This window comes from Rhodococcus sp. NPDC076796 (assembly GCF_040702765.1).
GTDB lineage: Bacteria > Actinomycetota > Actinomycetes > Mycobacteriales > Mycobacteriaceae > Rhodococcoides.
In genome coordinates, this window is the sequence record NZ_JBFBMS010000002.1 from 717695 (window position 1) to 733125 (window position 15431).

The 15431-nt window shown below is 65.9% G+C and carries 14 protein-coding genes; 8 read left to right on the top strand and 6 right to left on the bottom strand.

Annotated features, from left to right (window positions below; translation table 11 throughout):
• The first annotated feature begins 19 nt into the window (after positions 1-19).
• The 5 genes from AB0366_RS08655 (at position 20) to AB0366_RS08675 (ending at position 7263) form a co-directional block, all read left to right on the top strand.
• Positions 20-1228 carry an acetyl-CoA C-acetyltransferase gene (locus AB0366_RS08655; protein WP_366243483.1) on the top strand — a complete coding sequence of 403 codons (1209 nt, stop codon included), beginning with the start codon at positions 20-22 and terminating at the stop codon, positions 1226-1228.
• A 34-nt stretch (positions 1229-1262) separates the two neighbouring features.
• Entirely contained in the window at positions 1263-3437 is a 2175-nt protein-coding gene (locus AB0366_RS08660; RefSeq protein ID WP_366243484.1) for a 3-hydroxyacyl-CoA dehydrogenase NAD-binding domain-containing protein, read from the top strand.
• A gap of 28 nt (positions 3438-3465) precedes the next feature.
• Complete coding sequence (locus AB0366_RS08665; protein ID WP_366243485.1) at positions 3466-4095, top strand: helix-turn-helix domain-containing protein; 630 nt, start codon at positions 3466-3468, stop codon at positions 4093-4095.
• A gap of 133 nt (positions 4096-4228) precedes the next feature.
• Positions 4229-5776: a long-chain fatty acid--CoA ligase gene (locus tag AB0366_RS08670; RefSeq protein WP_366243486.1), complete on the top strand. Its 1548-nt coding sequence runs from the start codon at positions 4229-4231 to the stop codon at positions 5774-5776.
• The gene (locus AB0366_RS08675) at positions 5773-7263 is read left to right on the top strand and encodes an aldehyde dehydrogenase family protein (RefSeq protein WP_366243487.1); all 1491 of its coding nucleotides are present in this window, start codon (positions 5773-5775) and stop codon (positions 7261-7263) included. Before AB0366_RS08670 ends, AB0366_RS08675 begins: the two co-directional genes overlap by 4 nt.
• Positions 7264-7267: 4 nt before the next feature.
• Here the strand turns inward: AB0366_RS08675 and AB0366_RS08680 are convergent, their stop codons facing one another.
• From AB0366_RS08680 to AB0366_RS08700, 5 genes are read right to left on the bottom strand one after another with little or no spacing between them, the layout of a single operon-like run.
• The gene (locus tag AB0366_RS08680) at positions 7268-8467 is read right to left on the bottom strand and encodes an MFS transporter (RefSeq protein WP_366243488.1); all 1200 of its coding nucleotides are present in this window, start codon (positions 8465-8467) and stop codon (positions 7268-7270) included.
• Between the two features lie 3 nt (positions 8468-8470).
• On the bottom strand, positions 8471-9133 hold the full coding sequence (locus AB0366_RS08685) for a class II aldolase/adducin family protein (RefSeq protein ID WP_366243489.1): 663 nt from the start codon (positions 9131-9133) through the stop codon (positions 8471-8473).
• The gene (locus AB0366_RS08690; RefSeq protein WP_366243490.1) at positions 9133-10068 is read right to left on the bottom strand and encodes a PfkB family carbohydrate kinase; all 936 of its coding nucleotides are present in this window, start codon (positions 10066-10068) and stop codon (positions 9133-9135) included. The genes AB0366_RS08685 and AB0366_RS08690 overlap by 1 nt, the downstream gene beginning before the upstream one ends.
• The gene (locus AB0366_RS08695) at positions 10065-10544 is read right to left on the bottom strand and encodes an SRPBCC family protein (RefSeq protein ID WP_366243491.1); all 480 of its coding nucleotides are present in this window, start codon (positions 10542-10544) and stop codon (positions 10065-10067) included. The genes AB0366_RS08690 and AB0366_RS08695 overlap by 4 nt, the downstream gene beginning before the upstream one ends.
• On the bottom strand, positions 10526-11953 hold the full coding sequence (locus tag AB0366_RS08700; RefSeq protein ID WP_366243492.1) for an FAD-dependent oxidoreductase: 1428 nt from the start codon (positions 11951-11953) through the stop codon (positions 10526-10528). The genes AB0366_RS08695 and AB0366_RS08700 overlap by 19 nt, the downstream gene beginning before the upstream one ends.
• 137 nt (positions 11954-12090) lie before the next feature.
• Here AB0366_RS08700 and AB0366_RS08705 point away from each other — a divergent pair, with 137 nt between their 5' ends.
• Positions 12091-12702: a TetR family transcriptional regulator gene (locus tag AB0366_RS08705; RefSeq protein ID WP_366243493.1), complete on the top strand. Its 612-nt coding sequence runs from the start codon at positions 12091-12093 to the stop codon at positions 12700-12702.
• Between the two features lie 12 nt (positions 12703-12714).
• On the opposite strand, the gene AB0366_RS08710 is transcribed toward AB0366_RS08705, so the two are convergent.
• Positions 12715-13287: a TetR/AcrR family transcriptional regulator gene (locus tag AB0366_RS08710; RefSeq protein ID WP_121871905.1), complete on the bottom strand. Its 573-nt coding sequence runs from the start codon at positions 13285-13287 to the stop codon at positions 12715-12717.
• Between the two features lie 112 nt (positions 13288-13399).
• Here AB0366_RS08710 and AB0366_RS08715 point away from each other — a divergent pair, with 112 nt between their 5' ends.
• Entirely contained in the window at positions 13400-14314 is a 915-nt protein-coding gene (locus AB0366_RS08715) for a metal-dependent hydrolase (protein WP_366243494.1), read from the top strand.
• Positions 14311-15429: a PDR/VanB family oxidoreductase gene (locus AB0366_RS08720; protein WP_366243495.1), complete on the top strand. Its 1119-nt coding sequence runs from the start codon at positions 14311-14313 to the stop codon at positions 15427-15429. The genes AB0366_RS08715 and AB0366_RS08720 overlap by 4 nt, the downstream gene beginning before the upstream one ends.
• Positions 15430-15431 lie beyond the last annotated feature (2 nt).

Sequence of the window (15431 nt, forward strand, 5' to 3'; positions counted from 1 at the left end):
CCCCAGAAAGGCCACCACCATGGAGGCGTTCCTCTACGACGCAGTTCGCAGCCCACGCGGCCGCGGTAAGAGCTCCGGCTCACTGCACACCATCAAACCGGTCGATCTGGCCGCGAACACGTTGTCCACGTTGCTCTCTCGACACTCGCAGCTGGATCCGGCCCTGATCGACGACGTCGTGCTCGGTGTCGTCACCCCGGTCGGCGACCAGGGTTGCGATATCGCCCGCACCGTCGCGATGGTTGCCGGACTGCCGGACAGTGTCGCCGGCGTCCAGCTCAACCGCTTCTGCGGATCGGGACTGGAGGCCGTCAACACTGCGGCGCAACGTGTTCGGTCCGGATGGGATCAGCTCATCGTCGCCGGTGGCGTCGAATCGATGTCCCGTGTCCCGCTCGGGGCGGACGGCGGCGCATGGCCGTGCGACCCGCTCACCAACTACAGCAGCTACTTCGTTCCGCAGGGAGTCAGTGCAGACCTCATCGCGACGATCGAAGGATTCGATCGCGACGAGGTCGACGCCTTCGCAGTGCGCAGCCAGCAGCGCGCCGCACACGCCTGGTCGATGGGCCACTTCGAGAAGTCGGTCATCCCGGTCTTCGACGCGAACGGCCGACTGATGCTCGATCACGACGAAATCATGCGCCCCGAGACCACCGCGGCCGATCTCGCTGCCCTGAAGCCATCGTTTGCCCAGATGGGTTCGCTCGCCGGGTTCGACGCCGTCGCAATGCAGAAGTACACCGAGGTCGAGCGCATCGATCACGTCCACCACGCCGGCAACTCCTCCGGCATCGTCGACGGCACCGCGATGGTGCTGATCGGCTCCGAACAGGCCGGGCGCGCAGGCGGATTGACCCCACGCGGACGCGTCGTGGCCGGTGTCGTCGCCGGATCGGACCCGACGTTGATGCTCACCGGCCCGGTTCCGGCCACCCACAAGGTGTTGGCCGCAGCGGGACTCACCCTCGACGACATCGCGGTGTTCGAGGTCAACGAGGCATTCGCATCGGTGGTACTCAACTACGCGAAGAAGCTGGACATCGACCACGATCGCATCAACGTCAACGGTGGCGCGATCGCGATGGGCCACCCACTGGGCGCAACGGGCGCGATGCTCACCGGAATGGCTCTCGACGAGCTCGAGCGGCGGGGCGAGCGCTACGCACTGATCACGCTCTGCATCGGTGCCGGAATGGGCGTCGCCACCATCATCGAGCGCCTGTGACCACCCCGCGCTCGAACAACGACCCGAGGAAACGATGAACAGCTCAGCTGCACTGCACACTTCCACCATCACCGGAGAGATCGGCACCGACCGCATACTCGTGCTGACGATGGACGACCCAACGCAGTCCACCAACACGATGAACGCCGCGTTCGGCGAGTCACTCGGGCAGACGGTCGACTGGCTCGAGGCGAACGTCGATGCCTACGACGGTGTGATCGTCACCTCGGCGAAGGATTCCTTCTTCTCCGGTGGCGACCTCGAACTGCTACGCGATGCAGGCCCCCACGACCACGAGGCCATCGCCGACGCCCTCGACTTCACCAAGGACAAGTTTCGCCGGATCGAGAAGCTGGGCAAGCCCGTGGTGGCTGCGCTCGGCGGCACCGCACTCGGTGGCGGCTTCGAGATCGCACTGGCCTGTCATCGTCGAATTGCTCTGAACAACAGCAAGGCTCGCTTCGGGCTTCCCGAGGTCACCCTCGGGCTCCTGCCCGGGGCCGGTGGAGTCACCAGGACGGTCCGCATGTTCGGCATCGTCAAGGCTCTGACACAGGTGGTCGGCCAGGGGCAACGGTATCGTCCGGCCCAGGCCCTCGAGATCGGCCTGGTCGACGAGGTCGTCGACACCGAGGACGAGATGATGGCGGCGGCCCGTGCCTGGATCGTCGCCAATCCCGAAGCGCTGCAGCCCTGGGACAGGAAGGGATTCAAGATCCCCGGCGGCACCGCGGCCTCACCCGCGTTGGCTGCGCAATTGCCTGCCTTCGCGGCAACGGTCCGCAAGCAGGTCAAGGGTGCACCGATGCCCGCTCCGATTGCGGTGGTTGCTGCGGCCGTGGAAGGGTCGGTACTCGACTTCGAGTCGGCATCGCTCGTGGAAACCCGGCATTGCACCTCGCTCGCCTGCGGAGCGGTCTCGGGCAATCTGATCCAATCGATGTTCTTCGATCTCGGATCCATCAACAAGGGTGGCTCTCGGCCGAGCGCCGAACCGCACCGGGTGCCCGAGAAGGCCCTGGTGATCGGTGCCGGAATGATGGGCGCCGCCATCGCCTACGTCGTCGCCTCGGCAAAGGTTCCCGTCGTGCTGCGTGATGTCTCGATCGAATCCGCGGAGCGTGGAAAGGATTACGCACGTTCGATTCTCGGCAAGGCTGTCGCGAAGGGACGAAAGACCCAGGCCGACGCCGATGCGGTGCTCGCGCTCATCACGCCCAGTTCCGACGCGGCCGATGCCGAGGGTTGCGATCTGGTCGTCGAGGCGGTGTTCGAGGATCCCGCCGTCAAGCAGGGTGCTTTCGAGGCCGTCGACAAGTATCTGACCGCCGACGCACTACTGTGCTCGAACACCTCGACCCTGCCCATCACCGAGCTGTCGACGGGAGTCTCGCGCACCGCGGACTTCATCGGCACGCACTTCTTCTCCCCGGTCGACAAGATGCCGTTGGTGGAAATCGTTGTGGGAGAACACACCAGCGAATCGGCGCTGGCCCGCGCATTCGACTTCGTTCGCCTGATCGGCAAGACGCCGATCGTCGTCGGAGACAGTCACGGCTTCTTCACCACCCGCGTCATCGGCCGGTTCATGGACGAGGCGATCTCGCTGGTCGCGGAGGGCGTGCACCCGGCCACCGTCGAGCAGGCCGCCCTCCAGGCGGGCTACCCGTCCGGTGCGCTGGCTCTCATGGACGAGATTTCGTTGACCCTGTCTCGGCACATCCGCGAGGGCATGGCTCAGGCCGCCCGCGCCGACGGTCGACCGTGGATCGTCTCGAACTCGTATGCCCTGGTCGATCGCCTGGTCGACGAGTTCGACCGCCCCGGCCGCAAGGCCGGACGTGGCTTCTACGAGTACGCCGAGGACGGAACCAAGGCCGGATTGTGGCCGGGCCTGGTGGAGCACTATCACCGTCCCGATCACGGAATTCCGTTCGAGGACATGATGGATCGCATGCTGATCGCGCAGTCGCTCGACTCGATCGCGTGCCTCGACGAAGGTGTCTTGCGGACGGTCGCCGATGCGAACATCGGCTCCATCCTCGGCATCGGCTACCCCGCGTGGACCGGTGGCGTGCTGCAGTTCGTCAATCAGTTCGACGGCGGCCTTCCGCGATTCGTGGAGCGAGCCGACCGACTGCGGGCACGGTACGGCGATCGGTTCGTCGTGCCGAGGTCACTGCGCTCACGCACCGAGCGGTACCTCTGACGCCTCGCGGCGTCGGTTCGGTGCGATCATGACAACCATGCCGGCTGCAAGTACACCCAAGTGGAATCGACTGGAACCGGACGAGCGACGAACGCAGATCCTGGCGAGCGCTGTTCGCTTGTTCGGCGACAAGCCGTACGCGGAGGTGTCGATGTCGGACGTCGCTGCCTCGGCCGGCGTCGCACGAGGGCTCATTCACCACTACATCGGCAGCAAGCGCGATCTGTACCTCGAGAGCGTTCGCTTCCTGGTCACCGTGCCGCCGATCGAAGACGTACATCTGCCCACGGGCTCGCTGGAGGAGCGAGCCCGTGGCAGCGTGCACTGGCTGGTGGGGGTGATCGAGACGCACGGCGCGGCGTGGGTGTCGGTGGCGAGCGGATCGGGCGTCGACGAGCAGGTGGCCCGCATTCTCGACGAGGCCGACGATCTCGCTGCCGAACGCGTGCTCGACGCAACGGCATTCGAGGGCAGAGGCGGTGACCGACGAGTTGCGACCTCTGCGGTGCGTGCGTTCGGCGGCATGGTCAAGGCGGCAGGCCGCGAGTGGTTGGTGCGCGGCACACTGACGCGCGAACAGGTCGAGATTCTGCTGACCGATGTGCTCGTCACCGTCCTCGACACGGCGCGGGCTCTGGGCGACGCCCGAGACCGTTAGCCAGACAACCCATTTCAGCGGTCCATTCGAGTGGTAAACGTGCAAATCGCCTATTGACACTGTGCCAATAAGGTGGAACTGTGACGGTATTCACCTCGGGCACCCTCGCCCCCTCTCGCACAAGGGACTCGCCATGTATCTCACTCAAGGCCTTCACCGCTCCGCGGCAACCACTCCGAACCGGGCAGCAACGGTGTCCGGCGATCGGGTTCGTACCTTCGCCGAACAGATCGACAGAGTGGCAAGACTGGCTGCGGGCCTGCACTCCATCGGCGTCGAGCCCGGCGATCGAGTTGCGATGCTGGCGTTCAACAGCGACCGATACTCGGAGTACCTGCTCGCGGTGCCGTGGGCCGACGCCGTGCTCAACCCCGTGAACATCCGGTGGTCGCCCGTGGAGGTCGCGTACGCACTCAACGACTCCGACACCAAGGTCCTGCTGGTCGACGACACCTTCGGTGCCATGGTCCCGGCACTGCGCCCGGCATGTGCCGGCCTGCAGACCATCGTCTACTGCGGAGACGGTGCCACCCCCGAGGGCATGGTCTCCTACGAGGACCTGGTCTCGTCCCACGATCCCATCCCCGATGCGCGCCGCAGCGGCGACGCACTCGCCGGGCTGTTCTACACCGGTGGCACCACCGGCTTCCCCAAGGGCGTCATGCTCTCGCACGCGAACCTCGTCACCTCGGGCCTGGGAACGGTGGCGACCGGACAGCTGCTCGACGACGCGTCGATCCTGCTCCATGCCGCTCCGATGTTCCACCTCGCCGATCTGGCCGCATGGGTGGGTCAGGTCATGCTCGGCGGCACCCATGTGATGGTTCCGTTCTTCGAGCCGACCGCCGTCCTCGGCGCGATCGCGAAGCATTCGATCACCGATGTGCTGCTGGTACCGACGATGATTCAGCTTCTCGTCGACCACCCCACGTTGAGCGAGTTCGACACCTCCTCGCTGAGCCGCGTGCTGTACGGAGGATCCCCGATCTCCGCGGGCGTCCTCGAGCGCACTCTCGCCCGGCTCCCGCAGGCCCGCCTCACCCAGGCCTACGGCATGACCGAGCTCGCACCGGTCGCATCGCTGCTCTGGCCGGAACACCATGTGGGAGAGCGCATCGGCTCGGCCGGTCGCGCGGCCCCACACTCGGAGATCCAGATCCTCGGCCCCGACGACGAGCCGTTGGCCACCGGATCCGTCGGCGAGATCTGTGTTCGTGGTGGACACGTGATGCTGGGCTACTGGAACAAGCCGGACGAGACCGCCGCGGCCATTCGCGACGGTTGGATGCACACCGGCGATGTCGGCTACCTCGACGCCGACGGGTTCCTGTTCGTCGTCGATCGCCTCAAGGACATGATCATCACCGGTGGCGAGAACGTCTACAGCGCCGAGGTCGAGAGCGCACTGAGCCTGCACCCCTCGGTGTTGGCCTGCGCCGTGATCGGTGTTCCCGACGGCGAATGGGGCGAGCGCGTCCACGCCTGTGTCGTGCTGGCCGAGGGCACCTCGCCGACGGTCGAGGAACTTCGCGATCACACCCGCAGCTACGTCGCCGGATACAAGACCCCGCGCACCATCGAGTTCGTCACCGCACTGCCCATGAGCGGCGCAGGCAAGATCCTCAAGCGCGAACTGCGGGACGCACACGTGGCGAAGGACGCGCTCGGAGCGTCCCTGTGACCAGCCAGGTCCAGGCGCGAGCCACCTTCGATTCGATCTCCCCCATCGACGATGGTCCGGTCGCCTCGTTCGCCGTCGATTCGACCGAGTCCGTCGCGCGAACGGTCGGCCTGGCACGGAGGGCGCAGCGCACTTGGGCGGCACTACCGCCGCGTGCTCGCGCCCGACACCTGCGGGCATGGCGACACGAAATCTGGAGTCACCGAACCGAATTCATCGATCTGATTCACCGTGAGAACGGCAAACCCGCCGACGATGCACTGCTCGAGATCGTACTGACCCTCGAACACATCGCGTGGGCGGAAAAGCAGGCACCACGACTCATGCGGTCGCGCCGAGTCAACCCCGGGTTGCTGCTCGCGAACTACTCCGCTCACGTGGAGACGGTCGCGCTCGGCGTCGTGGGCGTCATCGGCCCGTGGAACTATCCGCTCTACGCACCCAACAGTGCGATCGGCTCGGCCCTGGCAGCAGGCAACTGCGTGGTGTTCAAGCCCAGCGAGTTCACTCCCGCGGTGGCGGCTCGATACGTTCGCGCCTTCCACGAGGCCAATCCGTCTCTGCCACTGGGCATTCTGTCGCTGGTGACCGGATACGGCGAGACCGGTGCCGCGCTGTGTCGCTCGGGCGTGGACAAGATCGCGTTCACGGGCTCGACGAGCACCGGCTCGAAGATCATGGCCACGTGCGCCGAGACGCTCACGCCGGTGGTCGTGGAATGCGGCGGCAAGGATCCGGTGATCATCGCTGCGGACGCAGACATCACCGCAGCAGCCGAGGCGGTGGCCTGGGGAGCATTCAGCAACAGCGGTCAGACGTGCGTCGGAGTCGAGCGGGTGTACGTCGAGCGCAGTGTCGCAGCCCAATTCACCGGTGCTCTCGTGCAGCACGCCCGTGCCATCGCGCCCGGTGGCGATGCGTCGGCCACTTATGGACCGATGACGATGCCCAGCCAGATCGACATCGTTCGACGCCACCTCGCCGACGCCGAAGCGGCCGGTGGCCGAGCGCTGATCGGCGGACTGTCCTCGATCGGCGAACGATTCGTCGGACCCACCGTGTTGGTGGATACCCCCGAGAGCTGCTCGGCCGTTCGCGAGGAAACGTTCGGCCCCACGGTCACCGTCCGTGAGGTCGAGAGCATCGACGAGGCGATCGAGCTGAGCAACGACCATCGGTACGCTCTCGGCGCATCGGTGTTCTCCCGCACGCACGGCAAAGAGATTGCGGCGCAACTGGTGTGCGGCCAGGTCACCGTCAACTCCGTGATCGCGTTCGCCGGTATGGGATCGGTTCCGATGGGCGGCGTCGGTGCCAGCGGCTTCGGCCGGGTACACGGCGACGAAGGGTTCGCCGAGTTCTGCCGCACCCACAGCCGCGTCACGAAGCTGTTCGACATCCCCGGATTCGAGCTGGTGACGCTCCAACGCAAACGGTGGGTCATGCCGCTGATCGACCGAGTACTGGGGCTGCGTCACCGCCGCTGAGCGATCAGCGCACCGATTTCACCTGCCATGTCACCGCTGCCCCGAGTGCGGCCAGTACCCCCACCGCCGCGAACAGCGCCGGGTATCCACCGACGGTGGATAGGAACACACTCGCGAGCAGCGGAGCCATGGCAGGTGGAACGATCGCCCCGATGTTCATCACGCCCAGATCGGTCGCCCGACTGTCGGCGGACGGAAGAACCCCGGTCACCAGCGCCTGATCGACGGCCATGTACGCGCCGAATCCGCCGCCCAGCAACGCGGCCGAGGCAAATGTCGCGTCCATCGTGGGATGTACCGCCAGCACGAAGCCGGCGACGGCCTGCATCGATGCCGCGACCGCCACGAAGATCTTCCGGCGCTGCATCCTGTCCGACAACGGACCGAAGGTGAAGGTGAACACCACACAGGCGATCAGGTAGACGACGGTGACCTCGAGCAGCGATCCCGTCGGATCGGCGACTCGAAGGCCGTCGGTGAGGAAGAACAGCAAATAGCAGGTGCCGAGCGAGTTGGCCACGTTGACCAGGATTCGACCCCCGAAGGCCCACGCGAAGTCGCGGTGACGCAACGAATCGAGCAATGAGGCCACGATGCTGCGCAGGCTCAACAGCGCTGTCGATGAATCGGTTTCGCGATACATCAGCAGAAACGGCACCGCGCAGATCACCAAGGCGATCGCCACGGCAAGGTACCCGCCCCGTACCGACAGAGCGAGTGTGGACACCAGGGCCAGGCCCGCCACCACGCCCAGTGCCTGCGGCGCATAGATCGCACTCGACACCGTTCCACGCTGCTCGTCCGGCACGCGGTCGGCCACCACGGCCGTCAGCCCTGCTGTTGCAGCACTCAATCCGAGCATCGCCCCCGACCACGCCGTCCCGATTCCGAGAACGGTACTTTGCAGCCCCGTGACCACCAACGCACCGGCGAAGAACAGGACACCAGCGCCGAACCAGACGCGCCGTCGCCCCAACCTGCTGCGAGTGCGATCGCACAGCGACCCGCACACGGGTAGACCGATCAGGAGCACCACGGCAGAGACCGCGTTGATCACGGCGAAGTCGAACACCTTCGACTGCGGATCGATCTCTTGCAATCGCTCGGGCAGAAGCAGCTGCAGTGGAACCAGATTGGCCATCCAGTAACCAAGCCACGCCACGGAGAACACGGCAATCCAGAGCGGGCGCACCCGGGTGGTCATCGGTCAGTCTCTTCGCACGGGCGCCGCGGTTCCGTATCCACGACGCACCACCTCGTCGAGGGTCGCCGCCAGCTGCGCGTCGCCGAGGGAGCGTGGGTTCGCCACCGACGCAGCGGAAAGGTAAACCCCGCACAGCCATTCGAGCAGTTCGATGTTCGACAGCGCGGACCCGAGATCGTGACCGGTGGCCACCGATCCGTGATGGGCCATGATCACCGCCGACCTCGAACGCATCGCCGCCACCACCGCGTCGGCGAGCTCGGCCGTACCGAACGGCGCGAACGGCACCACCGGGACCTTGCCGCCGAGAGCCAGCTGCGCGTAGTGCACGGGCGGCAGTTCGTCCGCGACGAGCGAAAGCGCAACGGCCGCAGAAGAATGCGCGTGCACCACCGCGCGAACTTCGGACGACGCGTAGATACCCAGGTGCAGGCCCAGTTCCGAGGTCGGTCGGCATGCACCCGCGCGCACAATCCCATCCATGCCGACAACCGTGACGTCCTCGATCGTCGCGTCCGCCAACACCAGCCCGGTCGCCGTCACCGCCACCACATCAGCCGCGCGTGCGCTGACATTGCCGGCGGTACCGAGAACAAGGCCCCGTCGGCCCAGTTGCCGGGCGGTCTCGGCGACGGACTGCCGAAGCTCGTCCACGTCGGCGGGCATCAGATGGTCCTGCAGGTACGTGCGAACTTCCGAACGAACTCCAGGTCGTAGGTGCCGAAATCGGTACCGAGGCCCTGCGCCACTTGCGCGGCGGTCGCATTGCCCAGTTCGGCTGCCTCGACGACGCTCATGCTCAGGGACAGGCCCCGAACGAACCCGGCCGAGAACGCATCTCCGCATCCGCTGGTGTCCACCACGTCCACCGAATACGCGGGGACCTCGACGGCCCCGTCGGCCGTGACGACGAGAGTGGGCGACGCCCCCGCGGTGGCCACCACGCAGGACGCCCCGAGCTCGAGCAGTCGACGACACCCGTCTTCGACAGTGGCGCAACCGGTCCAGCCGAGGACCTGCTCGTCGTTGGGCAGCAGGTAGTCCACGTGGGGCAGCGCGGCGGCGAACGCACCGAGTCCTTCCGGAACGGACGGTGCCAGGCTGTCGACGGTGACGACGACGCCGTCCTCGTGGGCACGGCGCGCGATGTCGCGTGCGGTGTCCGGTCCGAAGAATTCGGGTCCGCCGAGATGCAGGAAGTCGACGTTGTGGAACATGTTCCACGGAACATGCTGAGCCAGATAGCCGTTGGCCCCGATCACGTGCAGAGCCGGCCGGGATCCGTCCGGCCTGATCGGCAACACCGACGCCGAGGTCTGCACCCCGTCCATGCGATGAACGAGGGAGACGTCCACTCCTTCGTCGGCGAGAAGCTGCAGTAGAAACGTGCCTGCCGAATCACCACCGACCACTCCCGCGGTGTGTACCGCGGCACCCAATCGGGACAGCACCAGCGCCGTTCCCGCAGCTGTGCCTGCGGCCGACATCGCGATCTGCTCCGCCAGGACCGCCGCCTGACCGTCGGGTATTTCGGTCACCGGCCGCACCAGAGTGTCGAGTATGTGCACCCCGAGGGTGAGAACTTCCGCCGGTTCTCTCATTGGATCGTCGTGGTTCGCTCGGAGAGGATCAGCGCCTCCAGGTTGCACATCGAGACATCGAATCGTGCGGACATCCCGGCGGTCGCGATGGGTCGCACAATACGTCCCAGCCAGCTCGGAGCGACATCGAACCAGAATTCGAAGGTCATCGCGGTGGAGGTTCCGCCGCCCAGCGGCGCGAAGCGAAAGACGTTCGCCACGTTGGTGAGCGGTGCGAATCCCTGACCCGAATCGATTCGCAGTCGGTTCGGTTCCAGATGCCGGACGGTCCAGGTGGCGTGAGTGGTGAAGCGTCCGAGCGCCGCCACTTCCTCGGTATAGACACCACCTGTGCGTGCGGTGCCGTGATGAGCGGTGACGGCCCGGACGTCGGACACCCATTCCGCGTAGCGGCTGGTGTCACCGGTCAGTGCCCACACTTCCTCCGGGCTCACCGAGAGTGTGCGGTGGGCCGAGACTACGAAGCGTTGTTCCACGAGAGTTCTCCTTCGATCGAAAGTACTTCTGTTGCGGCCTTTTCACCCGATCGCACGGCGCCGTCCATGTATCCGTTCCAGTAGTCGGAGTGTTCGGCACCGGCCCACCGCACTCGTCCGAACGGAACATCGCGCCACCGTCCGAGCCCGGTCAACACCCCAGGGGTCAACACCGCGGTCGGCCCGCCGCGGGTCCACTGTTCGTCGGTCCAGTCCAGTTCGATCCATTCCGTCGGTTCGAGTGCGCGCGGACCCACCGCCGAGGCGAAGGCACGCAGCACCTCTCCGCGGCGCTCGGATTCGTTGCCGTCGGACCAGTTTCGGCCGCCTCGATGGCGAGCGCCCCAGGTGCCGACGAATCCCATCAGTACTCCCTGACTGTCGTCGGGTGGTGAGTTGTCGAACATCGAGGACACCGGTACGTCGCTGTCACGAAAGAGCGCCTGGCCCGACAGCCCGCTCGCGCGCCAGAACGGTTCGGGATACACGGCCTCGCACTTGGCCAATCCGCCGAAGTTCATCCGCTGAAACAATGCTTCCTGGGGCGCGGGAAGCGCAGGGCTCCAGTCGATTCGGGTGGCCAGAACGGGCGGAATCGCGACGACGACCGATCGGGCGACCCACGATTCGGTATCGCTGCGCACCACCACGCGGTCCGGATACTGCTCCACGCGTCGCACGGGAGTATCGAGCCGGACGGCGTCACCGAGCTGCTTCGCGATCTCGATGGAGACCGCCTGTGAGCCACCGATAAACCGCCACTGTTGCGCTCCCCCAGCGACACTCATCAACCGATCGACGGTGCCGGGAGTGCATTCGTTACCCGCCCCGGCTATGTACGCCAGGCCGAAGAGCGCCGACACGTCGGCGGACGTGCCACCGAACACCGAACCGAGCAGGATGTCGAGCAGTTCCACGCCGCCGTCGGTGGCCGAGTGCCTCCGGGCCCAGGTGGCGAGAGTCTGGGTGTCCCACTCACGTGCACGCGGTGCCGTCCAGGGTTTGCCCATGGGGATCTGGCCGGCGGCCCGATCGATTCGCGCCACGAGCATCCCGACGTCGGGTAATGCCGCCAGGTCCGGTGGCACCCCGCCGTCGAAGCGTCGGGCGCGTCCGTTCTTGACGTAGATGCTCGATCCGATGTCGTACGCGGGGAACGTCCCGACGCCCACCGACGCGGCCAGGCGGAGGATGTGGTCCTGCGTCGGACCGACGAACTGCCCGCCGGTCTCGACCACCGAATTCTCCCCGAGTGCGTGGTTGACCGTCCGCCCGCCCACCCGGTCTCTGGCCTCGAGGACCTGCACGGTCAACCCTGCGGCCGTCAGTTCCCTTGCAGCGGTCAGACCCGCGAGTCCTGCGCCGACGACCACGACGTCCACCCGCGAGGCTTCCGAAATCTCGGTCATGGGTGCTCCTTTCCGGGCTGTTCGATGTAGCGGCGACAGTAACCCAATATTGGCCACTAGGCCAGGATTGATGGAAAATGCCTGCTGAAGAGCACTGCGATGGGGGTGGATGACAACACCCCGGCTACGTTGTAGCAATGACCGAAGAGCGCCGGAAGACTCGATACGCGCGTGGCCAAGAACGCCGAGACGCCCTGGTCGACGCTGCCATCGGCGTGATCGGAACACGCGGGCTCGAACGCGTCTCGTTTCGGTCCGTGGCCGACGCTGCCGGCTTCCCGCCGTCGACCACCAGCTATTTCTTCGGCTCGGTCGGCGAACTCATCGATGCCGCGATCACCCGAATAGCCGAGAACGTGACGGCCAAGGTCGCTGCTCTACTCGACGTCGCGCACACCGGCGGGCTCACTCGCGACGATCTCGCCGACGCGATCATGGACCTGGTCTCGCTGCTGTCCTCCCCCGCGGACGACGACTCCCTCGTCCAGTTCGAGGCGTACCTCGCCGTGCGGAGGCGGCCCGAGCTGGCGGATTCGGTACACCGAATCATGCGGATGATCGAGGAGGCGGCCGAGGCGGCGTTGGGGGCATTCGGCATCGCGGAACCACAACTACCCGCTCGGCATTTCCTGGCGCTGATCGACGGCTACACCCTGCACGAAATCGCCAGGCCGACACCGGGTGGCAATCGGGCCGAACTGAAGGATGCCCTGCTGCGCGCACTCGACTCGTACGTGCCGCGAGCCTGACGTCGGAGCCCGCTAGCCAGCGCCGACGAGAAGCGGCACGATGTTGCGGTGCGCGAACGCCAGCAGATCGTCGTAGGTATCGAGCGGGGCGGCGGCCGACGGAGTCAGCAAGATCGAATGAACAACGCGCACAACAATTTCCGGCGCATCTGGCACCGCGAAGGTGTCGGATTCCAGTTCACCCCTGGCGATATGCGCGGCAGCGTTGATCGCGGGCACGAGCAATGCCGACGCATTGGTGGTCAGTTGCTCGAGCACCAACGAACTCTCGGAATCGAACATCTTGAGCAGTACCGGATTGGTACGAACCGAGTCGATGGTCGTGGCGAATCCGTGCGCCGCCCGATCGGCTCGTGACGTCTGTTTCGAGGCCGCTGCCGCCACCGCCACGAACAGCCGCGACGACTCCCGCGCCATGACGGCCCGCACCAGGTCGTCCTTGGACCCGATCCGGCGGTAGACGGTCACTCGGTTGATCCTGGCGCGCTTGGCAACGTCGCCGATGGTGGTTCGAGGGATACCGACCTCACCGAACAGTTCCAAGGCGGCATCGAGAATCGGCCCGTCGTCACCATCTGGATGCATCGTTCGATCCTAACGGTCGTCCGGCCACTGTCATGCAACATTGCAACACAATGTGTTGCTATGTAGCATCGGTGTCAGCAGCATCACCATCTCGAAGAAACGGAGTTTCGAAATGTCTCGGAACAAGGCGGCCGACTCGAACGAGCAGTACACGGACGAGTCCTACGCGATAGTGGCGCGCGCGGTGACATTCGACTGGTCCGGCGTTCCGCTCCAGTACATCCCCCACGAGTGGTACGCCACCCACTTCTGGAACGTGATGCACCTGGTCCTGCCCGAGGGAGAACGAGCGATGGCGGACGTGTTCGCCCGCGCGCTGCCGTTCATCGACGACCGCCGACTGCACGAGGAAGTCGTGGGATTCGTCGGTCAGGAAGCTACGCACGCGTCCTCCCACGAGAGCTTCCGCAACTACCTCGTTGCGCACGGAGTGGACATCGAACCGATTCTGCAGCGCATTCGCTTCGCCGTGGGTGTGGTGTTCGGCGACCACGGCCTCACCGGCCGCGCAGGCAAAGCATGGCTGAACGAGCGCCTCGGAATCTACGCAGCGGCAGAGCACTTCACTGCCGTGGTGGGCGAATGGCTGCTCGACAACACCGAATTCGACCGCATCGGCGTCGACCCCACGATGCTGGACCTGCTCCGTTGGCACGGCGCGGAAGAGCTCGAGCACCGCAACGTCGCATTCGACGCGTTCCAATACGTCGACGGTGGCGGATTCCGTAGGGCCCGAACAGCAGTCGTGGCCAGTGCCGGCTTGGCCGTGCTGTGGTTCACCACCGCCGCGTACCTGTACAAGAACTCGGTTGCCACGCCGCGCACCGGAAAGCGCCGAATGCGCACTCCCTGGCCCCTCGCTTTCGCACGCGCCTCCCGTAAGAACCTCATTCCCGGTCTGTCGTTCCTGTTCGTACAGCTCGCTCTCTACATCCGTCCGGGCTTCCACCCCTCGAAGATGGGCGACATCGACAAAGCAGTGCAGTATCTCGCCGTCTCCCCCGCAGCCCTGGCGGCCCAGCAATGACAGGCACTCGCGTGGTGACCACTCCCACCCACAGCCATCTGGGCGAGGTCACCGTGACCACGCCCGGCCTCGGACTGCGGGCCGTCGGTGCCGTGTCCCGCGTCTACGCCAAACTCGTCACCGATTCGTCGATCGTGACGGCCCTGTCTCCGGCGCGGCCCCGGCGAAGCGTCGGATACGAATTCGAGACCGTCGTCGACGATACGATCGACGAGGCCGAGGACGTTCGTTCCCTGCTGCTCTCTCGCACAGACGGAGCACCGCTTCCGAAGTGGTTGCCCGGTGCGCACATCGACGTCACCACCCCAGCCGGCTCGGTGCGGCAGTACTCGCTCGCCGGTCGCCCCGGCGCAGGTGATCGCTACCGCATCAGCGTCCGCAGGATCCCCGGCGGCACGGCATCCACCGAGATTCACACCCTCTCCTGCGGCGACGTCCTCCGAGTTCGCGGACCCCGCAACGCCTTTCCGATGGCCGAGGCCGAGCACTACCTCTTCGTGGCCGCAGGAATCGGCATCACACCCATCCGGGCGATGATCGAGCGCGCCGCTGCGGACGGGGCGCGGTGGACGCTGTACTACCACGGTCGCTCTCGGGCGAGTCTGCCGTTCGTTGCCCTACTGCAGCAGTTGGCACTGACCTCGCGCGGTCATGTGATCGTCAAGACCGACGATGTCGACGGATTTCCGATTCCGGCGGACATCGTCGATCTCGGGATGGGCAACTCCGCCATGTACGTCTGTGGGCCCGCGGCACTGTCGAGCCGGCTTCGCGCCGAGGCCCTCTCGAGTACGGCCGTCCGTGAATTCCACACCGAATTGTTCGCGCCCGCACCGGTGGTCGACGGCAGGCCGTTCGTGTTGCAGCTCGACCGTTCCGGCGAAACCGTCGAGGTCGGTGCTCAGGAGACCGCTCTCGACGCCCTCCGTCGATCGCGGCCGGACCAGCCCTATTCCTGCCGCCAGGGCTTCTGCGGAGCGTGCGTGGTCGGTCTCGTCGGCGGACGTGTCGATCACCGCGACCGCGTTCTCGATGCCTCCGAACGCGAGAACTCGCTCACCCTGTGCGTCTCGCGTGGTGCCGTCGACGGCGAAGTCGTCGTCCTCGATCTGTAGAA